This is a genomic window from Curtobacterium sp. MCBD17_035 (assembly GCF_003234815.2).
Lineage (GTDB): Bacteria > Actinomycetota > Actinomycetes > Actinomycetales > Microbacteriaceae > Curtobacterium.
Map to the genome: position 1 here is coordinate 2,057,519 of NZ_CP126279.1, position 22,109 is coordinate 2,079,627.

General features: G+C 71.4%; 25 protein-coding genes. 2 read left to right on the plus strand and 23 right to left on the minus strand.

What is annotated here, in order from left to right; genetic code table 11:
• The 8 genes from DEI93_RS09725 to DEI93_RS09760 all read right to left on the minus strand — a co-directional run bounded on the left by DEI93_RS09725 (window position 1) and on the right by DEI93_RS09760 (window position 7,754).
• On the minus strand, window positions 1-1,026 hold the full coding sequence (locus tag DEI93_RS09725) for an aggregation-promoting factor C-terminal-like domain-containing protein (RefSeq protein WP_258372284.1): 1,026 nt from the start codon (window positions 1,024-1,026) through the stop codon (window positions 1-3).
• Between the two features lie 47 nt (window positions 1,027-1,073).
• Complete coding sequence (locus DEI93_RS09730; RefSeq protein ID WP_309146664.1) at window positions 1,074-1,601, minus strand: DivIVA domain-containing protein; 528 nt, start codon at window positions 1,599-1,601, stop codon at window positions 1,074-1,076.
• An 82-nt stretch (window positions 1,602-1,683) separates the two neighbouring features.
• Window positions 1,684-2,694 carry a phosphatidate cytidylyltransferase gene (locus DEI93_RS09735; protein ID WP_111120161.1) on the minus strand — a complete coding sequence of 337 codons (1,011 nt, stop codon included), beginning with the start codon at window positions 2,692-2,694 and terminating at the stop codon, window positions 1,684-1,686.
• A complete protein-coding gene (frr, locus tag DEI93_RS09740; protein ID WP_111009274.1) occupies window positions 2,694-3,248 on the minus strand; it encodes a ribosome recycling factor in 555 nt (184 codons plus the stop codon). The genes DEI93_RS09735 and frr overlap by 1 nt, the downstream gene beginning before the upstream one ends.
• 88 nt (window positions 3,249-3,336) lie before the next feature.
• Entirely contained in the window at window positions 3,337-4,056 is a 720-nt protein-coding gene (pyrH, locus tag DEI93_RS09745; RefSeq protein ID WP_111009275.1) for a UMP kinase, read from the minus strand.
• Window positions 4,057-4,158: 102 nt separating this feature from the next.
• Window positions 4,159-4,986, minus strand: coding sequence for a translation elongation factor Ts (tsf, locus tag DEI93_RS09750; RefSeq protein WP_111120162.1), 828 nt, complete (start codon window positions 4,984-4,986; stop codon window positions 4,159-4,161).
• A gap of 86 nt (window positions 4,987-5,072) precedes the next feature.
• Window positions 5,073-5,993 (minus strand): 30S ribosomal protein S2, encoded by a 921-nt coding sequence (rpsB, locus tag DEI93_RS09755; protein ID WP_111120163.1) that lies wholly within the window; start codon window positions 5,991-5,993, stop codon window positions 5,073-5,075.
• A 312-nt stretch (window positions 5,994-6,305) separates the two neighbouring features.
• Window positions 6,306-7,754, minus strand: coding sequence for a sugar porter family MFS transporter (locus DEI93_RS09760; protein WP_258372285.1), 1,449 nt, complete (start codon window positions 7,752-7,754; stop codon window positions 6,306-6,308).
• A 481-nt stretch (window positions 7,755-8,235) separates the two neighbouring features.
• Between DEI93_RS09760 and DEI93_RS09765 the strand changes: the two genes are divergently transcribed.
• A complete protein-coding gene (locus DEI93_RS09765) occupies window positions 8,236-8,667 on the plus strand; it encodes a murein hydrolase activator EnvC family protein (RefSeq protein ID WP_181436083.1) in 432 nt (143 codons plus the stop codon).
• Here the strand turns inward: DEI93_RS09765 and DEI93_RS09770 are convergent.
• From DEI93_RS09770 to rplS, 9 genes are all read right to left on the minus strand, one after another.
• Window positions 8,652-9,587 (minus strand): tyrosine recombinase XerC, encoded by a 936-nt coding sequence (locus tag DEI93_RS09770; RefSeq protein WP_111120165.1) that lies wholly within the window; start codon window positions 9,585-9,587, stop codon window positions 8,652-8,654. The genes DEI93_RS09765 and DEI93_RS09770 overlap by 16 nt on opposite strands.
• Before the next feature lie 29 nt (window positions 9,588-9,616).
• Window positions 9,617-10,834, minus strand: coding sequence for a DNA-processing protein DprA (gene dprA / locus DEI93_RS09775; protein WP_111120166.1), 1,218 nt, complete (start codon window positions 10,832-10,834; stop codon window positions 9,617-9,619).
• Entirely contained in the window at window positions 10,831-12,300 is a 1,470-nt protein-coding gene (locus DEI93_RS09780; protein ID WP_502868545.1) for a YifB family Mg chelatase-like AAA ATPase, read from the minus strand. Before DEI93_RS09780 ends, dprA begins: the two co-directional genes overlap by 4 nt.
• Before the next feature lie 50 nt (window positions 12,301-12,350).
• Window positions 12,351-12,725 carry a YraN family protein gene (locus DEI93_RS09785; RefSeq protein ID WP_258370192.1) on the minus strand — a complete coding sequence of 125 codons (375 nt, stop codon included), beginning with the start codon at window positions 12,723-12,725 and terminating at the stop codon, window positions 12,351-12,353.
• A gap of 210 nt (window positions 12,726-12,935) precedes the next feature.
• On the minus strand, window positions 12,936-13,289 hold the full coding sequence (locus DEI93_RS09790) for a histone-like nucleoid-structuring protein Lsr2 (protein WP_111009282.1): 354 nt from the start codon (window positions 13,287-13,289) through the stop codon (window positions 12,936-12,938).
• A gap of 216 nt (window positions 13,290-13,505) precedes the next feature.
• A complete protein-coding gene (locus DEI93_RS09795; protein ID WP_111009283.1) occupies window positions 13,506-13,829 on the minus strand; it encodes a DUF2469 family protein in 324 nt (107 codons plus the stop codon).
• A gap of 28 nt (window positions 13,830-13,857) precedes the next feature.
• Window positions 13,858-14,583 (minus strand): ribonuclease HII, encoded by a 726-nt coding sequence (rnhB, locus tag DEI93_RS09800; protein ID WP_258372286.1) that lies wholly within the window; start codon window positions 14,581-14,583, stop codon window positions 13,858-13,860.
• 83 nt (window positions 14,584-14,666) lie between these two features.
• Window positions 14,667-15,416 (minus strand): signal peptidase I, encoded by a 750-nt coding sequence (gene lepB, locus DEI93_RS09805; RefSeq protein ID WP_111120168.1) that lies wholly within the window; start codon window positions 15,414-15,416, stop codon window positions 14,667-14,669.
• 125 nt (window positions 15,417-15,541) lie between these two features.
• Window positions 15,542-15,892, minus strand: a complete 351-nt coding sequence (gene rplS, locus DEI93_RS09810; RefSeq protein WP_111009285.1) for a 50S ribosomal protein L19 — start codon at window positions 15,890-15,892, stop codon at window positions 15,542-15,544.
• A gap of 226 nt (window positions 15,893-16,118) precedes the next feature.
• Between rplS and map the strand changes: the two genes are divergently transcribed.
• Window positions 16,119-16,910: a type I methionyl aminopeptidase gene (gene map, locus DEI93_RS09815; protein ID WP_111120169.1), complete on the plus strand. Its 792-nt coding sequence runs from the start codon at window positions 16,119-16,121 to the stop codon at window positions 16,908-16,910.
• Window positions 16,911-16,913: 3 nt separating this feature from the next.
• Here the strand turns inward: map and trmD are convergent, their stop codons facing one another.
• The 6 genes from trmD to DEI93_RS09845 all read right to left on the minus strand — a co-directional run bounded on the left by trmD (window position 16,914) and on the right by DEI93_RS09845 (window position 22,003).
• On the minus strand, window positions 16,914-17,600 hold the full coding sequence (gene trmD / locus DEI93_RS09820; protein ID WP_111120170.1) for a tRNA (guanosine(37)-N1)-methyltransferase TrmD: 687 nt from the start codon (window positions 17,598-17,600) through the stop codon (window positions 16,914-16,916).
• Between the two features lie 3 nt (window positions 17,601-17,603).
• Window positions 17,604-18,212: a ribosome maturation factor RimM gene (gene rimM, locus DEI93_RS09825; protein WP_111009288.1), complete on the minus strand. Its 609-nt coding sequence runs from the start codon at window positions 18,210-18,212 to the stop codon at window positions 17,604-17,606.
• Between the two features lie 19 nt (window positions 18,213-18,231).
• Window positions 18,232-18,468 (minus strand): RNA-binding protein, encoded by a 237-nt coding sequence (locus DEI93_RS09830; protein WP_111009289.1) that lies wholly within the window; start codon window positions 18,466-18,468, stop codon window positions 18,232-18,234.
• Window positions 18,469-18,471: 3 nt separating this feature from the next.
• The gene (gene rpsP, locus DEI93_RS09835) at window positions 18,472-18,882 is read right to left on the minus strand and encodes a 30S ribosomal protein S16 (protein WP_111009290.1); all 411 of its coding nucleotides are present in this window, start codon (window positions 18,880-18,882) and stop codon (window positions 18,472-18,474) included.
• Between the two features lie 177 nt (window positions 18,883-19,059).
• Complete coding sequence (locus DEI93_RS09840; RefSeq protein WP_111120171.1) at window positions 19,060-21,171, minus strand: oxidoreductase; 2,112 nt, start codon at window positions 21,169-21,171, stop codon at window positions 19,060-19,062.
• A gap of 13 nt (window positions 21,172-21,184) precedes the next feature.
• Entirely contained in the window at window positions 21,185-22,003 is an 819-nt protein-coding gene (locus DEI93_RS09845; RefSeq protein ID WP_111009292.1) for an SDR family oxidoreductase, read from the minus strand.
• Window positions 22,004-22,109 lie beyond the last annotated feature (106 nt).

The following is a 22,109-nucleotide window of genomic DNA, read 5'->3' on the forward strand; positions in this document are numbered from 1 at the left end:
TCAATACCAGTTGAAGGCGTTGCTGTGCGCCCAGGCCGCGCACGGCGTCCCGTACGAGCCCTGGATGTACCCGAGCCCCCACGCGATCTGCGTCGCCGGGTTGGTCTGCCAGTCGGCCCCGACGCTCGCCATCTTGCTGCCCGGCAGCGCCTGCGGGATGCCGTACGCACCCGAGGGGTTGTACGCGTAGACGTTCCAGCTGGACTCACGCGTCCAGAGCGACACGAGGCAGTTGTACTGGTCCGTGCCCCAGCCCTTTGCGGTGACCTGCGTCAGCGCGATCGCCTTGGCGCTGCCCGGGTCCGGCGTACCCGCGGCAGGTGCGGCGTCGCTCGCGGTCGCCGCGGCGCTCGAAGCGGTCGAAGTCGACGCTGCTGCGGCGGTCGTCGTCGTGGTCGTCGTCGGCGCGGTCACCTTCGGCGTCACGACCACGGGCTTCGTCACCTGGTAACCGTCGCGCGTGACGACGACGTTCTGGTACGTGCCGTGCGCCGTGAACTGCTGCGCGGGCGCCGAGGGCAGCGTCGGCGCGAGGACCGCCGCGGACGCGTACGAACCGGACAGTGGATTGACCAGTGAGCCGCCAACGAACCCGAACACCGCGAAGAACGACAGCGCGGGGATGGTCGCGCGACGACGGAGGAACGCGGTCACGCCGACGGCACGCTCCGGACGCTTCGGCGGAGCCACCGGAGCGCGCCGCACCCGGACGACGCGGGCGGCGACGTCACGCTGCGCGGTCAGGGCCGACTCGGCGGCGGTCGTCGCGTGCAGCGCCGCCTCGCCCCGAGCGATGGGTGCCGAGACGCGGTTGTCGGCGACCGAGACCGGCGTCGGCAGCACGGGAGTGGCCTCCCGGGCCGCCACGCGACGGGCCGCGGGCCGCTCGACGCGAGGCCGCCCGAGGGCTGCCCGACGTTCGCCGATGACGGAGCTGGACCTGCCCTGGTCGACGGTGTCCTGCTGGAAGGACTCGTTCTGACGGGGGGTCCGGACGGATCGTGGTTCTGCGGTGTGCCTGCCCATGAGTCCGTCCAGGGTAACGGATGGATCACGGAATGCGAAGCACTGACTCACCGAACGGCGAGCATGACCTCCACCACGGCGTCGAGCACCGCGTCGACCTGGCCCTCGCGGTACCCACCGTGCTTGGGCCGGAACACCACCGACCGCACCTCGGTGAGGCTCAGGGGCTTGCCGTCGTGGAAGTACCCGCGCAGTCGGGCGGCGAAGGTGTCCACGTCCTTCGGGTGGTAGCCGACCGTCAGGAAGCCGACCCGTTGGAACCGCTGGCCGTCCGGGCGGTCGAGGCGCGCCACCACGTCGGACGCCTTGGCGCGGGCCTCGGCGTACCACGCCTTCTGTCCGTGACGGCTCAGCTCCGCCTCGCGCTCCCGAGCCGCGAAGGCGTCCTCGAGCCGCTCGAGCGCCGCGTCGACGTGCTGCGTCGAGTACCCGCCCTTGCGCATGCTGAAGGCGGTCGCGCGGATCTTGTCCGAGGCGACGTGGCCGTCGGCGCCGTCGTCCGTGTAGGCCCGCCGCGCGTCCTCGAGGAACCGGTCGACCTCGTCGACGTCGTAGCCGAGGGTCGAACGGTCCACGGTCGGGAATGTCGAAGCCACGGCGACATCATGCCATCACCGCCCATGCGAGCAGCACCGGGCCGTCGGCTCGGCTCGCGCCTCAGTGCACCACGAGGTACAGGACGTACGCGACCGCCGCCGACGGGAGCACGCTGTCGATGCGGTCGAGCAGGCCACCGTGCCCCGGCAGGAACGTCGAGATGTCCTTGATGCCGAGGTCGCGCTTGATCATCGACTCGGTGAGGTCCCCGATGGTCGCCGAGGCCGTGATCGCGACACCGAGGACGACGCCGAACCACCAGGGCTCGTCGAGGAGCAGCACGGACACGATCACGCCCGCGATCATGCTGGCCAGCAACGACCCGCCGAAGCCCTCCCACGTCTTCTTCGGACTGATCCTCGGCGCCATCGGGTGCTTGCCGAACGACAGACCACTCGCGTAGGCGCCCGTGTCGACGGACACCACGACGATGAGGAACGCCATGGTCCACCACTGGCCGTGTGGCAGCGCGGTGAGGAGCACCGCACATCCGGCGAGCAGTGCGACGTACACCTGGACGAACAGGCCCGCCATGAGGTCGAGGACCACACTGCTCGCCGCCAGGCGCGGTCGGGTGGCAGCGAGCTCGACCAGGCGCCACACCGTGATGAGCACGATCCCGGCGATGAGTTCGAGGAGCGCGGCGCGCGGCCCCCCGAAGAAGGCGACCGGGGCGATGGCGACGCCGGCGAGGACACTCGGGATCCGGGGGACGTCACGGCCACCGGCGCGCATCGCCGTCGCGAGCTCGTAGACCGCGACACCGACCAGGAACGCGCCGACGAGGATGAACAGCGCCTTCCAGATGACGAGGCTGCCGACCATCACCAGGCCGAACACGACTCCGATGCCGATCGCCGCGGGCAGGTTGCGTCCGGTGCGCGCGGTCAGCTGTTCGTTCCGGGCCTCGATCTCGGCACGACGCTGCCGCAGCTGCGTCTCGAAGTCGGTCCGCGCAGACCGTGCGCGCGCGTCGAGGTCGGCGCGGAGCCGTCGCGCGGTGGAAGCGGGCCGGGTCGCGCGGTCGTGTTCGCCCGACTCGGGGCGGGGGTCCCCCTGCGACTGCTCCATCAGACCTCGAGGAGTTCCGCTTCCTTCTTCTTGAGCGCGTCGTCGATCTGGTCGACGTAGCGCTTCGTGAGGGCCTCGAGCTCCTTGTCGGCGCGCGAGATCTCGTCGTCCGAGATCTCGCCCTTCAGCGCGTCGAGGTCGTCCTTCGCGCGACGACGGATGTTCCGGATGACCACCTTGTGGTCCTCGCCCTTGCCCCGGACGATCTTGACGAACTCCTTGCGGCGGTCCTGCGTCAGCTCCGGGATCGTGACCCGGACGATCTCGCCGTCGTTCGACGGGCTCGCGCCGAGGTTCGGGAACGTCGCGATCGCGCGCTCGATCTCCTTGAGCGCGGTCTTGTCGTACGGCGTGACGATGAGGGTGCGCGCCTCGGGCGTCTGCAACGACGCGAGCTGCGCGAGCGGCGTCGGCGAACCGTAGTAGTCGACCGGGATCTTCTGGAACAACGCCGCGTTGATGCGGCCGGTGCGGACGGTCGAGAAGTCGTCCTTGGCCACCTCGACGGCGCGCGTCATCTTCTCGGTCGCCTCGGTCAGGACATCACTGATCACGGTCGTTCTCCTTCGGTACGCGTCGAGTCTAGTCGCGCGGGGTCCGTCGACCGTCCGGGAGGCCCCGCGCGCCTCGACCTCGCAGGGCTCAGTTGCTGACGACGGTCCCGATGCGTGCGCCGCGGATGGCGGCGGCGACGTTGCCCTCGCCCTCCATCCCGAACACGTGCATGGGCATGCCGTTGTCCATGCAGAGACTGAAGGCGGTGGCGTCCACGACCTTGAGCCCGCGGACGAGGGCGTCCTGGTAGGTGACCCGCTCGAGCTTCTCGGCCGACGGGTCCTTCTTCGGGTCCGCCGAGTACACCCCGTCGACGCCGTTCTTCGCGACGAGGACCTCGTTGGCACCGATCTCGAGCGCACGCTGCGCGGCCACGGTGTCCGTCGAGAAGTACGGCAGCCCCGCACCGGCGCCGAAGATGACGACGCGGCCCTTCTCGAGGTGCCGCTCCGCCCGGCGGGGGATGTAGGGCTCGGCCACCTGCGTCATCGCGATCGCCGACTGGACCCGCGTCGCGGCACCCGCCTGCTCGAGGAAGTCCTGGAGCGCCAGCGCGTTCATGACGGTGCCGAGCATGCCCATGTAGTCGGCGCGGCCGCGGTCCATGCCGCTCTGGCTGAGCTCGGCGCCGCGGAAGAAGTTCCCGCCGCCGACGACCACGGCGATCTCGACGTCGCGTGCTGCTTCGGCGATCTCGCCCGCCAGGCGGCTCACGACCGCGGGGCTCACACCGAGGGATCCGGCGCCGAACGCCTCTCCCGAGAGCTTCAGGAGGACGCGCCTGCGGCCGGTCTTCTCGTCGGTCATCGTTCGGTTCGCCCTTTCGTCGTCGTGCTGGAGGGAATCTATCGGAAGCGGACATGACGACGGGGTCCGGAACGTGTCGTTCCGGACCCCGTCGGTGGTGGGTTACGCGCCGACCTTGACGCGGGCGAAGCCCTCGATGGTCAGACCGGCGTCCTGCGCGACCTTGGCCACGGAGACCTTCGAGTCCTTCGCGTAGCCCTGCTCGAGCAGCACGATCTCCTTGAAGAAGCCGTTCAGGCGGCCCTCGATGATCTTCGGGAGCGCGGCCTCCGGCTTGCCCTCGGCGCGCGTGGTCTCCTCGACGATCCCGCGCTCCTTCTCGACGGCCTCGGTCGGGACGTCCTCGCGCGTCAGGTACTTCGGGTCGGCGAACGCGATGTGCTGCGCGATCGACCGAGCCGTCTCGGCGTCGTCACCCGAGTAGGCGACGACGACGCCGACCTGCGGGGGCAGGTCCTGGCTGGTCTTGTGCAGGTAGATCGCGAAGTTCGTGCCGTCGACACGGGCGACCGTGCGGAGCTCGACCTTCTCGCCCATGAGCGCGGCGTTGTCGTTGATGTAGTCGCTGGCCGTCTGGCCGTTGACCGTCGCCGCGTTGCCGGCCTCGACCGTGCCGGCGCCGGCCTCGGCGACCGCGCCGAGGACCTCGGACGCGAGCGCGATGAAGCGGTCGTTCTTCGCGACGAAGTCGGTCTCGCTCGCGAGCTCGATGATCGTGGCGGCACCGGTGGTCTCGGTGGCGGCGACGAGGCCCGCGGTGGTCGCACGGCCTTCGCGCTTCGCGACACCCTTGAGGCCCTTGACCCGGAGGATCTCGATGGCCTTCTCGATGTCGCCGTCGGCCTCGACGAGCGCGTTCTTGCTGTCGAGCATGCCCGCGCCGAGGCGGTCACGCAGGGTCTTCACGTCAGCTGCGGTGAAGTTCGCCATGGTGGACGTCCTTTCTGGACTCGCGTGTGGTGATGAACGGGGAGGCGCCGGACGGCGCCTCCCCGGTGTGTCCTGTGCGGCTGGTGTTACTCGGCCGGGGTGGTCTCGGCGGCGGCAACGGCCTCGGCCGTCGGCTCCGCGTTGACCGTCTCGAGCGGCTCGCCCAGCGGCTTCTCGGCGACCTGCGCGTCGGCGTCGTTCTCCTCGACCGTGGCGCCCTCGCCCTCGGTCTGGCCTGCGGCGGTGTTCGACCCGCCCTGCGCGAGGAGCTCCTGCTCCCACTCGGCCAGCGGCTCGACGGGCTCGTCCGACCCGCCCTGGTGGCGGACGGTCAGGCCCTCGGCGGCGGCGTCGGCGACGATGCGCGTCAGCAGACCGACCGAGCGGATCGCGTCGTCGTTGCCCGGGATCGGGTAGGTGATCTCATCGGGATCGCAGTTGGTGTCGAGGATGCCGATGACCGGGATGCCGAGCTTCTGCGCCTCGTCGATGGCGAGGTGCTCCTTCTTGGTGTCGACGACCCACAGGGCGCTCGGCGTGCGCGTGAGGTTGCGGATGCCACCGAGGGTCTTGTGCAGCTTGTCGAGCTCGCGCTTCTTGATGAGGAGCTCCTTCTTGGTGAAGCCCTTCGTCGTGTCGTCGAAGTCGATCTCCTCGAGCTCCTTCATGCGGGCGAGCCGCTTGGAGACCGTCTGGAAGTTCGTGAGGAGACCCCCGAGCCAACGCTGGTTGACGTAGGGCTGGCCGACGCGCGTCGCCTGCTCGGCGATGGAGTTCTGCGCCTGCTTCTTGGTGCCGACGAAGAGGATCGTGCCGCCGTGGGCGACGGTCTCCTTGACGAAGTCGTAGGCGCGGTCGATGTAGGACAGCGACTGCTGCAGGTCGATGATGTGGATGCCCGAGCGCTCGGCGAGGATGAAACGCTTCACCTTCGGGTTCCACCGGCGGGTCTGGTGCCCGAAGTGCACGCCGCTGTCGAGCAGCTGGCGGATGGTGACGACGGCCATGGCCGTTCTCCTTTTCCGGCGCACGGCACGGCCGCGCGCTGATGTTGCGGTTTGTCGACCACGACCGGCGGTCGGGTCCCTGGTGCCCGGCGCACGACCGCCGCGACGCCGGAGAGGACCAGCGGGCGGACCGATGGGCGTGGAGGCCGATGGGCACGCGAAGTCAGCGCTCAGCGCGCTGCTGCACTCAGGATAGCACCAGCCGGTCGCGCCGCAGGACGCCGGGAGGCACGGTGCCGGTGACTTGATCGTCTCCCGTGCCCCGTGCCTCCTGGACGACCGGCAACGCCGATCGCGATGGTCCCGCGCCGGTCAGGACCTGCTGCCGACCTTGCCGCCCTCGGCGCTGACACCCATCTCCTCGAGCGAGCGGCCCTTGGTCTCCGGGATCTTGGCGAGCACGAAGAAGAACGACACGAGCGCGAACAACGCGTAGATGCCGTACGTGACCGTCAGGTTGAAGCCCGACAGCGCGGGGAACGTGATCGTGACCACGAAGTTGGCGACCCAGTTGGCCGCCGAACCGATGCCGAGCGCGGTCGCGCGGATGCGGTTCGGGAACATCTCACCCAGGAGCACCCACATGAGCGGGCCCCACGTCGCACCGAACGACACGACGAACAGGTTGGCGAAGACGAGCGCGATGACGCCCCACGGACCCGGCAGGTGCGGATTGCCGCTGGAGTCCAGCGACGCCTGCGAGAACGAGATCGCGACCATGAGCAGCGACACGAACATGCCGGCCGATCCCGCGACGAGCAGGGGCTTCCGACCGAGGCGGTCGACCGTGAAGATCGCCACGAACGTGACGACGACGTTGATCACCGACGAGATGGTCGAGATCGTGAAGGAGTCCGACGCCTTGAACCCGACGGCCTGCCACAGGGTCGTCGAGTAGTAGAAGATCACGTTGATGCCCACGAACTGCTGGAGCACGGCGAGGATGATGCCGACCCAGACGATGCCCTTGAGGCCGAAGCGGTCGCCGCGGATCGTGCCCTTCTGCTGCTGTTCCTCCTGGCGGATGCCGTCCTCGATCTCGTCGAGGGACGTGTCGACGGTGTCGCTCGGCACGATCTTCGTCAGCACCTCCCGCGCATCGTCCTTGCGCCCCTGCGCGGCGAGGTACCGCGGCGACTCGGGCAGCACGAGCGCCAAGACGCCGTACACGACCGACGGGATCACCCCGACCAGGAACATCCACCGCCACGCCTCGAGGCCCCAGAAGTGTCCGCTCGCAGTGCCGCCCCCGCCGATCGCGATGACCTGGTCGGACAGCAGCGCGGCGAAGATGCCCAGCGTGATCGCCAGCTGCTGGAACGACGCCAGTCGACCGCGGATGCCCTTCGGCGCGACCTCGGAGATGTAGGCGGGCGCGATCACCGACGCGGTGCCGATGCCGAGACCGCCGATGAGGCGGAACACCACGAAGAACGTGGTGTCGGGCGAGAACGCCACCGCCACCGAGCTGACGAAGAACAGGATCGCCGCGATGAACATCACGCGCGTGCGGCCCCAACGGTCTGCGACCCGCCCGGCGAAGTAGGCGCCGAAGGCGCAGCCGATCAAGGCGCTCGCGACCGCGAAGCCGCTCCCCCCGGCCGACAGCTTGAACTGCTCGGTGATCGCCGACTCGGCGCCGTTGATCACCGAGCTGTCGAACCCGAAGAGGAACCCGCCGACCGCTGCGGCGATGGCGAACGCAGTCACCTTGCCCTTGAACGCCCGGTCTGTGCCGGACCTCGTCGTCGATGTGCTCACGTGCTCCTCGTTCCCGCCGGCGTACGACCGAGTCGCCGTGCGCTGCCCCGGAGGTCGGCTGGGCGCCGTCCGGGGCGGCGTTGCTCGGGACCGGAGCGACTGCCACGGTACCCCTGGGGCCGTGTCCGTGGTCGTCATCGCACGCCGCAGTCGCTCCCCCTCCCCAGGACCCGCCACCACGCGGCACTCCCCGCTCGCTCGCGCAGCGTCCCACGAGACGTGCGGCGGGAGCCAGGCTCGGCCCATGAACACGACACGACGGTCGCGAGCGGTGCCCTCTCCTCTGCGGACGATGACGCCGCGCAGATCCTGGACGCGCCTCGGCTCGGCGCTGGTGGTCGTCCCGCGCGTCCTCGTGCTGTGCGTCCTCGCGCTGTGCACCGTCACGCTGGGCGCTGGGCCCGCGCGTGCTGGTTCCTCGTGCGCTGGGCCCCCGTGTGCAGGGGCACCCCGGCGCCCGGCGTCGATCCCGTCGGCGAGCATGACGGCGTCGGCCTGGACCTGGCCCGTCCCAGAGCGCGTCGTCCTCCGGCCGTTCGAACCCCCGGCACACGACTACGGCGCGGGGCACCGCGGGATCGACGTCCGCGCATCCGTCGGCACGCTCGCGCTGGCCCCTGCGGCGGGCACCGTGGTGTTCGCCGGGCCCGTGGCAGGACGCGGCGTCGTGACGATCGACCACGGCCGTGGCGTCCGGAGCTCGCTCGACTCGGTCACGCCGGACGTCGTGGTCGGCACGACGGTCGCGGCCGGGACCCCTGTCGGTCGTGTCGCGGTCGGACACTGCCCGGCCGCCGCGCCCTGCGTCCACCTGGGTGTGCGGGTCGACGAGCGGTACGTCGACCCGCTCGCGTACCTCGCACCGGCGGCCTGGCCCGTGCTCCTGCCACTCGGTGATCACGCCCGAGGGTGAGCACTCCGGTACGCCTCGCGCAGGCGCGCACTCGACACGTGGGTGTAGATCTGCGTCGTGCCGAGGCTCGCGTGCCCGAGCATCTCCTGCACGGCCCGGAGGTCGGCCCCGCCATCGAGCAGGTGCGTCGCCGCGCTGTGCCGGAACGTGTGCGGGCCCGCGGGACCGTCCCCCGGCTCGGACGCCAGGATCCGCGCGATGAGCCGGTACACCCCGCGGACGCCGAGCCGGGCACCCCGGTCGCCCAGGAACAACGCCGACGAGTCCGGCGCCTGGGCACGGCCGACGAGCACCGGTCGGCCCTGTTCCATCCAGGCACCGAGGGCGTCGTCCGCGGGCACGCCGAAGGGGACGACCCGTTCACGTCCGCCCTTGCCCAGGACACGGACCGTCAGCCGGTTCCGGTCGACGTCCGTGAGGTCGATGCCCACGAGCTCACCGACCCGCAGCGCCGACGCGTACAGGAGCTCCACGACGGCGCGGTCACGGAGGGCTCCCGGATCGCCGTCCGCGGCGCGGTCACCGAGGGTCGTCAGGATGCCCTCGACACGGTCGGCACGCACCACTCGCGGCAGGTGGGCGCCGCCCTTCGGCGCACGGAGCCGGACGCCGGGGTCGGTGGCGATCCGACCGGTCTCGGCGGCCCACCGGGTGAAGGCACGCACCGACGAGGCCCGGCGGGCGATCGTCGTTCGGGCGAGTCCCCGCTCGGTCGCACGCCACAACCAGTCTCGGAGCACCTCGAGGGTGAGCTCGTCCGTCCCACCGACACCACGCTCCGCCGCGAACGCCACGAGGTCCTCGAGGTCACCGCTGTAGGCGCGGACCGTCTGGGCGCTCAGACCACGACCGTGGACGAGGTGGTCGAGGAACGCGTGCGTGGCGCGGACCAACTCCAGGTCCTCGGCCGCGGGCGTCATGGGCCAACCGTAGTCGCCGCCGGTCGCCCTCACGGAACCAGGCGCCACCCCGTCCGGTGGCGTTCCGCCCGGCCCTCGAGCTCGGCCAGGGCGAGCGCGTCCTCCGTCGCGGCGGTCCCCAGCCCAGACCGTCGAGCGACCTCGTCCACGGACAGTCCCGCGCGGCGGCTGAGCGCATCGAGCACACGGAGCAGCTCGGGGTCGTCCTGCGCCGATCGGATGCGGAGCGGCCCGCCGTCGGCGTCCGGACCGCTCACCGCCCGCACCGCATCGGCGGGGGCGGTGAGCAGCGTCGCCCGACCGCTGGACACCAGTCGGTGGCACCCGACCGACGACGGTGAGGTGAGCGGACCCGGCACCGCCAGCACGGGTCGACCGAGCTGAGCGGCGTGATGGGCCGTGTTGAGCGCCCCGGACCGCACGCCCGCCTCGACGACCACGACGGCGTCGGCGAGGGCCGCGATCAACCGGTTGCGCTGGAGGAACCGCCACCGCGTCGGCCGGACCCCGGGTGGCGCCTCGGCCACGACGGCCCCGCGCCGCATGACGCGGTGGAGGAGTTCCACGTTCGCCGCCGGGTAGAGCTGGTCGACACCGCCCGCGAGCACCGCCACGGTGGGTGTACCCGCCGCGAGGGCCACGCGGTGTGCCACCGCGTCGATCCCGTGTGCGCCGCCCGACACGACCAGCACGCCTGCATCGGCCGCGGCCGAGGCGAGGTCGGCCGCTGTCTCGGCTCCGTAGGGGGTCTCCGCGCGGGACCCCACCACCGCGAGCGATGGCGCGGACGCCCACCACGACGCGGGCGGGGCGGTGCTGCGCACCCAGAGCGCGAGCGGTGCGTGCGGGCCGAGATCCGCCAGCCGCTCGGGCCAGTCAAGGTCCCCGGGAACCAGGAGTCGTGCGCCGACCGCCGCAGCCGCGTCGAGCACGCGATCGGGGTCGAGATGTCGCAGCCGCGGCGCCCAGCGGGCGAGCGCGGCGACGAGCGCCTGCACGAGTTCGCGGTGGTCCTCGTCGGCCACCGGAACCCGTGCGCGGCAGGCGTCGGCGATGCGGAGGGCGTCGTCGCCGCGCGTCACCAGGCGGAGCGCGTCCACCGCCCCGAGGGCGGCGACGAGATGCCCGGCGACCGCGTCCCCCGGTTCCGTGACGACGGTCCAGAGCGCCGCGGCGACGGCCGTGTCCGGATCGCCGTCGTCCGTCCTGCCGACGACGCGCAGGCGAGCGGCCGCGGTGGCGCTCACAGGGCGCTCCGCAGCGCGATCGCCTGACGCACGTGGTCGGTGTCGGGCCGCTCCTCGCCCGCCAGGTCGGCGAGCGTCCACGCCATGCGCAGGATCCGGTCGTACCCGCGCATCGTCAGCGTCCCCCGTTCGAGTCCGACATCGAGCGACCGTGTCGTCGTGGTCGGCAACGCGATGTCGGCGCTCCGGAGATGGGTGCCGGGGACGTGGGCGTTGAGCCGCCACGGGGTGCCTCGCCAGCGCCGGGACATCGCGGCCCGGGCGGCGACGACGCGCTCTCGCGCCACGGCGGTGGTCATCGGGTCATCGACGTCAGAGCGGATGCGAGCAGGGGTGACCCGGGGCACCGCGAGCCGGACGTCGATCCGGTCGAGCAACGGGCCGGACAGCCGTCCGAGGTATCGACGCCGCGCGAGCGGCGGGCACTCGCACGGCGGTCCGGGGACGCCGTACCGGCCGCAGGGGCACGGGTTCGCCGCGAGCACGAGTTGGAAGCGTGCCGGGAAGTGCGCGCGTCCCACCGCGCGGTGGATGGTCACCGTGCCGGACTCGAGCGGCTGCCGCAGGGTGTCGAGCACGCTCCGGGGGAACTCGGTCGCCTCGTCCAGGAACAGCACCCCGTGTGTCGCACGGGACACGGCGCCCGGCAGGATGAGACGGCTGCCGCCGCCGATCAGCGCGACCGGACTCGTCGAGTGGTGCGGGTGCTCGTACGGCGGCCGGACCGTCCACGACTCCGCGCCGTGGCCGGCGAGCGACCGGATGGCCGCCACCTCGAGCGCGGTGACCGGATCGAGGTCGGGCAGGAGGCCGGGCAACCGTTCGGCGAGCATCGTCTTGCCCGCGCCGGGTGGGCCGAGGAACAGCACGTGGTGACCACCGGCGGCCGCCAGGACGAGGGCGCGGACCGCGGTCGGGTTGCCGACGACGTCCGCCAGTTCCTTCGGTTCGGGGTCCGCCGCCGTCACTGCCGCGGCGGTCACGGGTTCGGCCGGCTCGGCGAGCAGGTCGGCTCCTGCCAGGATCGCGGCGTCGCGGAGGGTGACGACCGGCTCGACGCGGATGCCGGGGACGTACGACGCCTCGGCGGCGTTGCCCGCCGGCACCACGGCACGCTCGGCACCCGCCTCGCGCGCGGCGGCGAGCATGGGGATGATGCCGGGGACGGGACGGACTCGCCCGTCGAGCCCGAGCTCGCCGATGTGCACCGTCCCGGCCGGGTCGGCGGGCACGACCCCCGCGGCGACGAACACCGCCATGGCGATCGCGAGGTCGAACCCGGAGCCGTGCTTCGGCACGGAGGCCGGGATGAGGTTGACGGTGATGCGCCGCGCGGGCAGCGCGCTGCCCGTGTTCGACGCCGCGGCACGGACCCGCTCGCGGGCTTCACCCAGGGCCGCGTCCGGCAGGCCGATGATGCTGAACGAGGGCAGCTGACTCGACAGGTGCGCCTCGACCTCGACCATGCGGCCGGTGATGCCGAGCAGCGCGACGGCCGTGGTCCGCCCGATGCCGCTCACGCGATGTCCTCGAGGTGCTCGACCGCGACGTGGTCGCCGACCATGAGGACCGCGACTGCGTCGACGCGGACGGCCGAGGCGCGAGCGACGCGGGGATGTGTCGCGCACCACTCCGCGGCGAGCCGGCGGAGCCGGGTGCGTTTGCGGCGGGTGATCGCCTCGAAGGGGTGTCCTGCAGTCGTCACCGTGCGCGTCTTCACCTCGACCACGGCCACCGTCTGCCCGTGGCGCACCACGAGATCGAGCTCGCCGCTCGGGCCTCGCCAGTTCCGGTCGAGGACGCGGGCCCCCCGTTCCTCGAACCACCGCGCTGCGATGTCCTCTCCCGCCGCCCCGGTCCGGCGGTTGTGACCGCCATCGTCCTGTGTCACCTGCATCATTCCTCCCGGACCGAGCCTGCCGAACCCGGGATCCACGCATTTCGCGTGGCGCAGATCGGTGGAAGGAATGCGATTCGGCCGGATTGTGGAGGACGGGAGGAATTGACAGGACGGATGTCCTGCTGAGAACACGAACGGCGGATCCGCGTGCGCGGATCCGCCGTTTCCCGACGGTCGTTCAGCGATCGTCGGAATGCGTCGTCAGTGGGCGGCCGCGTAGGCCTCCTGCACCGCCGCCGAGATACGGCCACGGCTGGAGACGTTGTGACCGTTCTCCTGCGCCCATTCCCGGATCTTCGCGAGATCGGCCGAGTTCCCGCGCTTGGCCGGGGTCTTGGTCGAACCCGATCCGGAACCCGAACGCCGGGCCCCCACCTTCCGCGCTGCGGCGATGTAGTCCGACAGGACTTCGCGGAACGCGTCGACGTGGTCGTTGGACAGGTCGATCTCGTAGGTCGCTCCGTCGAACGCGAACTCGACGGTCCGGCCGTCGCCCGCGCCGATCGGGGTGTCGTCGAGATCGTCCACCAGCTGAACGGTCACCTTCTGGGCCATGTGCACACTCCTTGCCCACCGTGGGGACGGTGGTTCTCCGGTCGTTGACGACGTCGATGACGTGGGGCATGCGGACATGTCCACGAATTGACGTCAGCACACAGCGTAACCATTCCGGATTGCACTCGCTCACGGAATTGCGGAATGCCGTCGAATTCGTCGGCGCCGGGTCCGTGATTTCACCCCGCCGGGGTGAACACCCCGTGCACGGCGCACCTACTCGTCGAGGGCGAGTTCCTTGGGGAGTTCGAGCTCCCGACTCGTCAGTTCCTCGACGTTGACGTCCTTGAACGTGAGCACTCGAACTGATTTGACGAAGCGATCGGAACGGTAGACGTCCCACACCCAGACGTCGTTCATGCTCAGTTCGAAGTAGAAGTCGTGCTCGGTGTCCCGCCGGACGAGTTCGACCTCGTTCGCCAGGTAGAACCGTCGCTCGGTCTCGACCACGTAGCGGAACTGGGACACCACGTCGCGGTACTCACGGTACAGCGCGAGCTCGACCTCGCGGTCGTAGTCGTCGAATTCGTCGTCATCCATCGCCGCACATCCTACGGCGCGACGAGCTTCAGGAGCGCTCGGGGTCGGCTCCGACGAGCGGGCGGACCCCGTCGTCGACCGACGGGACCGCGTCGTGGGCGGATGGGACCGCGTCGTCGCCGGACGGGACGTCCTCGTCGAGCTCGAACAGCGGCTCGACCTCGACGACGGGATCGAATCGGTGGAGCCACGACCGACGGTGGAGCGCGTGCGGACCGGCGGCACGGATGCCGTCGTAGTGCTCCGTTGAGCCGTACCCCTTGTTCGACGCCCAGGCGTAGTGCGGGGCCTCCTCGTGCGCGGCGACCATGAGGGCGTCGCGCCGCACCTTCGCGACGACCGACGCGGCGGCGACCGAGGCGCAGTCGCGGTCGGCCTTGACCCGCACGAGCACGTCGACCGGGTCGCGGAGCGCTCGGCTCAGCCAGTCGAACGAGCCGTCGAGGACCACGACCGCACCGTCCAACGCGATCCCGGCCGCGACGAGCTGGTCGATGCCGCGCGCCCCGGCCACTCCGAGCGCCGTGACGATGCCCTGCTCGTCCACGAGGTCCGCCGATGCCATCCCGACCGCGGTGGTCGCCCAGGCCTCGAGCCGCGGCACCAGCGCCTCACGCTTGGCGGGCGAGAGCAGCTTCGAGTCCGCGAGCCCGCTCGGCATCCGGCCGACCGCGATCGTGACCGCCGCGACCCCGACGGCCACCGGGCCGGCGATCGCTCCGCGACCGACCTCGTCGCACCCGATGACGGTCACGCGACCCTGCTCGAGCAAGGAGCGTTCCCATCGCAGGGTCGGCCGCGCAGGCCGCTTCGCGCCGCGCACTGCGCCCGCCGCCGTCACGAGTCCCGCTGCTCCACGCCCGCGAAGACGTCCGGGTAGTCGCCGAGCCACGACCACCGGCTCGTGGGCCACGAGATCACGAACGCGCGCCCCACGACGTCGGACTCCGGCACGAAGCCATGGCTCGGCGTCTGCCGGTTGTACCGGGAGTCCTTCGAGTCGTACCGGTTGTCACCCATCACCCACAGCGAGTGGGCCGGCACGGTGATCGAGAAGTCCGTGCCGGATGCGCGGGTCTCCCCCGCCGGCAGGGTGATGTACGGCTCCTTGATGGGCACGCCGTTCACCGAGAGCTGTCCGAAGTCGTTGCAGCAGGACACCTTGTCGCCCGGCAGCCCGATCACGCGCTTGATCAGGTGGTCGTCGCTGTCCGCGGTCCCGAGGCCGACCAGCGTGAGCAGCCACTCGGCGGCCTTGCCGAGCGCGGTGTGCGGGGTCAGGTCCGGGAGCTGCTCGCCGTCGAGCCATCCACCCGGGTCCTTGAACACGACGACGTCACCGCGCTTGAGTCCGACCACGTGCGGCACGAGTTCGTTCACGATGACCCGGTCGTTCGGGACGAGGGTCTCCTCCATCGACGCCGAGGGGATGTAGAACGACCTGATCAGGAACGTCTTCACGAGGAACGACACGAGCAGCGCCGCGAGGAAGATGATGACGAGGTCGCGGAGGAAGGTGAGCGCTCCACTGCGGCGGCGCGGCTCGCCCCGGCGACGGGTCTCCCCGTCGGTGATCGGTTCGGTCATTGACGTCCTGCTGGTCCTTGAACGGTGGCGGACGAAACAGCGAAGGCCCCCCGTCCAGCGAACACGCTACATGGACGGGAGGCCCTCGCCGACGCTCGGCGCGCTGGCTGATCCTTCGAGGAGGATCAGGCTTCGCGCTTCTCCTTGATCTTCGCCTTCTTGCCGCGGAGCTCGCGGAGGTAGTAGAGCTTGGCGCGACGCACGTCACCGCGGGTCACGAGCTCGATGTGGTCGATCACCGGGGAGTGCACCGGGAAGGTCCGCTCAACGCCGACCTGGAAGCTGACCTTGCGGACCGTGAAGGTCTCGCGGACCCCGTGGCCCTGCCGGCCGATCACGACGCCCTGGAACACCTGGACACGCGAGCGCGTGCCTTCGATGATGTTGACGTGCACCTTGACGGTGTCACCGGCGCGGAAGGCGGGGATGTCGCTCTTGAGCGAGGCGGCGTCCACCTGGTCGAGGAGCTGGCTCATGATGTGTCACTCTCTGCGGCCGCGCACGGGTCGGTCGCTGATCGATGGGAAGATGTGGTGCGTGCCCCACGAGCGGCGGTTCCCCCGTGGCAGAACCAGGCCAGGGCACGGCTGTCCATCTTGCCACAGGCTGTATGGCCAGCGCCACCCGGGCCGTCAGCCGGGACCACGTCCCGCGCGGGGTCGGCGTGCCGAAGCGCGGCCCGTGCGGTGCAGGATGGTGTGCATGATCGAACTGCGCACCCCCGCCGAGCTCGACGGCCTCCGCACCGCCGGACGGTTCGTCGCGGACGTCCTGGACGCGCTCGTCGACGCCACCGACGTCGGCGTCGACCTGCTCGACCTCGACGCGCTGGCCGGTCGGATGATCGCGGAGCGCGGCGCGGAGAGCTGCTACGTCGACTACCACCCGTCGTTCGGCGCGATGCCGTTCGGCCGGTACCTCTGCACGTCCGTCAACGACGCCGCGCTGCACGGCCTGCCCCACGCGCAGCGCCTCGTCGACGGCGATCTGGTGAGCCTCGACTTCGCCGCGAGCGTGGACGGCTGGGTCGCGGACTCGGCCGTGACGGTCCAGGTGGGGACCCCGCGCGCCGAGGACCAGCGCCTCGTCGCGACCGTCCGGCGCGCGCTCGACGCGGGGATCGCCGCGGCGCGTCCCGGCAACCGTCTCGGCGACGTCTCGTCGGCCATCGGCTCGGTGGCACGGGATGCGGGCTACCCGGTCAACCTCCAGTTCGGCGGCCACGGTGTCGGCCGCTCGATGCACGGCGACCCCCACGTCCCGAACGACGGCCGCGCGGGCCGGGGGATGGTCCTCCGTCCCGGTCTCGTGATGGCGATCGAGCCGTGGCTCATGGCCGGCACGGACGAGCTCTACCAGGACCAGGACGGCTGGACCCTGCGCAGCAGCGACGGGTCGCGGGCGGCGCACGTCGAGCACACCGTGGCGGTCACGGAGGACGGCCCGGAGGTCCTCACGCTGCGCAGCGCCGAGCGGGCCGCCCTCCTCGCCTGACGTCTACTCACCGAGGAGGTCCGGGCGGACCCGCCGCGTCCGCTCGAGCTGCTGCTCGTGACGCCACGCGGCGACGCGCCCGTGGTGCCCGCTGAGCAGGACCTCGGGGACGTCGAGACCCCGCCAGGACGCCGGCTTCGTGTAGCTCGGGTACTCGAGCAGGCCGTCCTCGTGCGACTCCTCGGTGAGGCTCTCGGGGTTGCCGACGACGCCCGGGACGAGCCGCCCCACGGCCTCGACGATCGCCATCGCCGCGACCTCGCCACCGTTGAGCACGTAGTCCCCGAGCGAGACCTCACGCACGGACGCGCGAGAGGACGCCCACTCGACGACCCGCGCGTCGATGCCCTCGTACCGGCCGCACGCGAACACGAGGTGTTCCTGCTCGGCGAGGGCACGCGCGGTCTCCTGTCGGAACGGCACCCCGGCAGGGGTCGGCACGACGAGGGTCGAGGACCGGTCGGGCCGCAGGAGCCCTTCGAGCGTGAGGCCCCACGGCTCCGGCTTCATCACCATGCCGGCACCGCCGCCGTACGGGGTGTCGTCGACGGTCCGGTGGCGGTCCGAGGTGTGGTCGCGGAGGTCGTGCACGTGCACGTCGAGCAGACCCCCCTGCCGCGCGCGACCGAGGAGCGAGACGTCCAGCACGCCGAAGAACTCCGGGAAGATCGTGACGATGTCGATCCGCACGGGTCAGTCCTCGTCGTGGTCGGTGGCGGACCCGTCGGCCTCCGCCTCCGACGCACCGGCGGCGTCCTCCGGGCCGTCGGCGGCGTCCTCGGGCGCTTCGATGACCTCCTCGAACAGCCCGGTCGGGGGCGTCACGGTGAGCGTGCCCCCGGCGATGTCCACCGACGGGACGATCGCGCTCACGAACGGGACGAGGACCTCACCACGGGACGGCGTGTCGATCGCCAGCAGGTCCTGCGCCGGCAGGTGGTCGACCCGCGCGACCGTCCCGACCTCGACGCCCTCGCGGAGGACCCGGAGCCCGACGAGCTGGTGGTCGTACCATGCGTCGTCCTCGCCCGTCGGCTCGTCCTCGTCCTGCTCGACCCAGAGGATCGCCTTGACGAGCGTCTCGGCGACCGTCCGGTCGGGGACACCGACGAAGAACGCGACGGGGTGCGCGTTGTACCACCGGAGCTCCTGGAGCTCGAGGTCCTTGCCGGACCACGGCGAATCGTCCGGCACCTGGAGCGAGAAGACGGCTCCCGGGGTGAACCGACGGTCCGGGTCGTCGGTGTAGAGCTCGAGCTTGAGACCGCCCTTGAGCCCGTGCGCCTTGCTGAGTCGACCCACCCGGAGCTGGGTCGTGCGACTAGGAATCGGTGTCGACCACGTCGACCCGCACCCGCTGACCGTCGGCGAGCGCCGACACGAGGGTGCGGAGCGCCTTCGCGGTCCGTCCGGCGCGTCCGATCACGCGGCCGAGGTCCTCGGGGTGCACACGCACCTCGAGGACCTCGCCACGCGGAGAGGTGGAGCTGGCGACGCGCACGTCGTCAGGGTGATCGACGATCCCCTTGACGAGGTGCGTCAGCGCGGATTCGAGCAAGACCTACGCCTCGGCTGCGGTCTCGTCGGTGGCGTCCGCGGCCGGAGCGGCCGGGGCCTGCTTCTCCGACTTCGGCTTGAGGACCGGCTTCTTCTTGTCGTCGGCGACGAAGGCCTGCTTCGGCTCGGCGGTCTTGACGGTGCTCGTCGCCGAGGCGTCGCCCTTGAACTTGCCCCAGTCACCCGTGAGCTTGAGGAGGGCGGCGACCTGCTCGGTCGGCTGCGCGCCGACGCCGAGCCAGTACTGCGCGCGGTCCGAGTCGATGTCGATGACCGAGGGCTCCTCGGTCGGGTGGTACTTGCCGATCTCCTCGATGACACGACCATCGCGCTTGGTGCGCGAGTCGGCGACGACGACACGGTAGTACGGCGCTCGGATCTTCCCGAGGCGCTTGAGGCGGATCTTGACAGCCACGTTTGCTCCTGTTGCGTGTTCAGAGTGGTTGAACTGCCGACCGTGGGCGTGGGGGCACACGCGGCGAAAGCTCGGATGGAAGTCGCGCACCGCCTGATAGAGGGTCGGGCGGGCAGGACTCGACCGTTCATTCTTGCAGATGACCGGGAGGCTCGCCAACCGGCACGCGGTCGGGCGTCAGGGAGCGAGCCGCCGGACCGCTTCGAGCGCCTCCGTGGTCGCGCGGACCGCGTCCACCGAACGGGCGTCCCGCGCACCGCCGACGACCGCGAACGGCACCCCGGTCGCCGCGAGTTCCGACGCCAGGTCGCTCGACGCCTCCTGCCCGGCGCAGAGCACCACCGTGTCCGCGGGCACGGCGACCGGTGTGCCGTCCTCGTCGAGGATCCGGAGCACCCCGGGCTCGATCCCCACGTACTCGCGCACGCCTCCGATGAAGCGGACCCCCGCGTCCCGGAGACGGCCGAGCGCGACCCAGCGCGAGGTGATCCCCACACCCTGTCCGAACTTGCCGGAGCGGCGGAGCACGGTCACGTCGGGCCCCGGCCGGAGCGTGCGGTCAGCGGCGGGTTCGCGCTGCGGCAGGTCACCGACGAGCCCGTCGAAGCCGTCGAGCCCCCAGCGCTCGTCGAACTCCGCGGCCCGACGCGACTCGTCGGGGGACTCCACGAGGAACGCGGCCGTGTCGACACCGATCCCACCGCCGCCGATCACGGCCACGCTGCCCGCGGGAACGCCGTGCCGGAGCGCCTGCTCGTACGTGACGACGTGCGGCAGGTCCGCTCCGGGGATCGTCACCGTGCGGGGCACGACGCCGGAGGCGAGCACGACGCCGTCGCTGTCGGCGAGGTCGGCGGCGGTGGCGGTCCGGCCGAGCAGGACCTCCGCGCCGCGCTCGACGAGTTCCGCGTGCGCGGACCGGACCGGACCGGCGTAGTCCTCTTTCCCGGGGATGCGGGAGGCGAGCCCGAACTGCCCGCCGAGCTCGTCCGCGCGCTCCCAGAGTCGCACCCGGTGCCCGCGACGCGCCGCGTCGACGGCCGCCGCGAGACCCGCCGGTCCCCCGCCGACGACGTCGATCCGCTTCGGCTCGGCGGTCGGACGGACCGGGAACGCGACCTCACGAGCGGCCCGCGGGTTCACGAGGCACGACACCGGCTGACCGACGATCGACCGGTCGAGGCACGCCTGGTTGCAGCCGATGCACGTCGTGACCAGGTCGAACCGGCCGCGGAGGCTCGTGCCGACGATGGACGGATCGGCGAGGAACGGGCGGGCGAGGGCCACCGCATCGACGAGCCCGCGTTCGAGGACCGCCTCGACGTCGCGGAGGTCGGTCATGCGGTTCGACGCCAGCACCCGGACGTCCGGGCGGTCGGAGGAGCGCACGACGCGCGCGATGCGTTCGACGTACGACAGCCAAACACCGTGCGGCACGGCGGCCTGCACGGTCGGTACCCGGGACTCGTGCCAGCCGACCCCGACGCTGATGCCGTCGATCCCGGTCGGCAGCAGGTCGCGGACGAGTGCGTCGACGTCCTCCGGCGACGACGACCCGGGCATGAGGTCGACCCCGGACAGGCGGATCGTCACCGCGAGGTCCGGTACCGCGCTGCGGACGGCGCGCGCGACCTCCACGGCGAACCGCCGCCGACGCTCGGGGTCGCCACCCCATGCGTCGTCCCGCTGGTTCGTGAGCGGCGAGCAGAACTGGTTGACGAGGTAGCCCTCGGACGCCATGATCTCGACGCCGTCGAACCCGATGTCCCGAGCGGCCCGGGCCGCGTCGGCGAAGTCCTCGATCGTCCGGAGGACCTCGTCGTGGGTCAGCGCCTCGGGCACGACACCGCGCGCGGCCGCCCACGGCAGGGGCGACGGCGCGACGGCGCGCTGCGGCGCACCGTTCCGGTCCGTGAGCCCGGCGACCAGGGCGTAGCGACCAGCGTGGAAGAGCTGGGCGAGGACTGCGCCGCCCTCCGCATGCACGGCGTCGACGGCGGTGCGGAAGCGGTCGTCGGTGTCCCCCACCCCGAACACCGCGAAGTCCGGGCCGCCGCGCGCCTCGTCGTTGACCGCGATGCCGCCGGTGATGAGCAGCGCCGCTCCCCCGGCGGCTCGCTCCCGGTAGAACGCGGCCATGCCGGCGCCACCGTCGTCGTGCACCTCGAGTCCGGTGTGCATGCTGCCCATCACGACACGATGCGGCAACGTGATCGGACCGAGCGACCACGGGGTCGTGGTGACGGCGAGCGGTGCGGCGGTCGTCAGCGGTGTCGACGGGTCGGACATGGGCGCGAGGGTCCTACTCCGGCAGGACGGCGTCGCGCAGCGGCGACGTCGTGTCCGACCAGAAGGGCGGCGCGATGACGGTGAGCCCACCGTCGACCGACAGCACCTGTCCGGTGATGTAGGACGCCTTGTCCGAGAGCAGGAAGTCGACCGCGTCCGCCATGTCGTCCGGGGTGCCGGGCCGCTGCAGCGGCAGCTTCTCGAGCACGGTGTGCATCGGGGCCTGACCGGGGACGTTCGAGTAGAAGTAGTCGAGCGAGTCGGTGTCGATGAGTCCGCCGTTGACCGCGTTGACGGTGATCTGCCGCGGACCGAACTCGACCGCCATGTACTTCATGTAGGACTCGGTCATCGCCTTCGCGGCGCCGAGCGCGGCGTACGTGGGGAACGCCCGCAGCGAGCCGTAGGACGTGACGACGACGATCCGACCGCCGTCGTCCATGAGCTCCGCCGCGCGCTGGGCGCCGAGCACGAACGACCGCGCGTTGGTCGCGTAGCTGCGGTCGAGGTGGTGGAGCTTCAGCTCCTTGACGGCCTTGAACGCGCTGGCTGCCGCGTTCGCCACGAAGTAGTCGAGCCGTCCGTAGGTGTCGCGGACGACGTCGAAGAGCGCGTCGATGGACTCGGGCTGCTCGATGTCGACCTGGGCGGTGATGCCGTCACCACCGGCGGCCTTGACGTCGGCGAGCGACTCCTCGGCCAGGTCGGCGTTGCCCTTGTAGGTCACGACGACGGTGACGCCGCGCGCGCCGAGCTTCTTCGCGAGCAGGCGGCCGATGCCGCGGGATGCGCCGGTGATGACGGCGACGGGTGCACTGGTGGTGTCGGCCACGGGGGTTCCTTGTCTCGCTGGTGCCGGCGCGTGCGCGCCGGTCGGGGGTGGGGCGGACGTCACGCGGGTGGGACGGTCACGCTGGTGCTGACGGTCGGGAGGCACG

What these genes read in the sequence shown, in the direction of transcription:
- DEI93_RS09725 (WP_258372284.1), bottom strand. Translation starts at nt 1,026, where the DNA reads ATGGGCAGGCACACCGCAGAACCACGATCCGTCCGGACCCCCCGTCAG.
- DEI93_RS09735 (WP_111120161.1), bottom strand. Translation starts at nt 2,694, where the DNA reads ATGGAGCAGTCGCAGGGGGACCCCCGCCCCGAGTCGGGCGAACACGAC.
- pyrH (WP_111009275.1), bottom strand. Translation starts at nt 4,056, where the DNA reads ATGACCGACGAGAAGACCGGCCGCAGGCGCGTCCTCCTGAAGCTCTCG.
- tsf (WP_111120162.1), bottom strand. Translation starts at nt 4,986, where the DNA reads ATGGCGAACTTCACCGCAGCTGACGTGAAGACCCTGCGTGACCGCCTC.
- rpsB (WP_111120163.1), bottom strand. Translation starts at nt 5,993, where the DNA reads ATGGCCGTCGTCACCATCCGCCAGCTGCTCGACAGCGGCGTGCACTTC.
- DEI93_RS09765 (WP_181436083.1), top strand. Translation starts at nt 8,236, where the DNA reads ATGACGGCGTCGGCCTGGACCTGGCCCGTCCCAGAGCGCGTCGTCCTC.
- DEI93_RS09770 (WP_111120165.1), bottom strand. Translation starts at nt 9,587, where the DNA reads ATGACGCCCGCGGCCGAGGACCTGGAGTTGGTCCGCGCCACGCACGCG.
- DEI93_RS09780 (WP_502868545.1), bottom strand. Translation starts at nt 12,300, where the DNA reads ATGGTCGAGGTCGAGGCGCACCTGTCGAGTCAGCTGCCCTCGTTCAGC.
- DEI93_RS09790 (WP_111009282.1), bottom strand. Translation starts at nt 13,289, where the DNA reads ATGGCCCAGAAGGTGACCGTTCAGCTGGTGGACGATCTCGACGACACC.
- DEI93_RS09795 (WP_111009283.1), bottom strand. Translation starts at nt 13,829, where the DNA reads ATGGATGACGACGAATTCGACGACTACGACCGCGAGGTCGAGCTCGCG.
- lepB (WP_111120168.1), bottom strand. Translation starts at nt 15,416, where the DNA reads ATGACCGAACCGATCACCGACGGGGAGACCCGTCGCCGGGGCGAGCCG.
- rplS (WP_111009285.1), bottom strand. Translation starts at nt 15,892, where the DNA reads ATGAGCCAGCTCCTCGACCAGGTGGACGCCGCCTCGCTCAAGAGCGAC.
- map (WP_111120169.1), top strand. Translation starts at nt 16,119, where the DNA reads ATGATCGAACTGCGCACCCCCGCCGAGCTCGACGGCCTCCGCACCGCC.
- DEI93_RS09840 (WP_111120171.1), bottom strand. Translation starts at nt 21,171, where the DNA reads ATGTCCGACCCGTCGACACCGCTGACGACCGCCGCACCGCTCGCCGTC.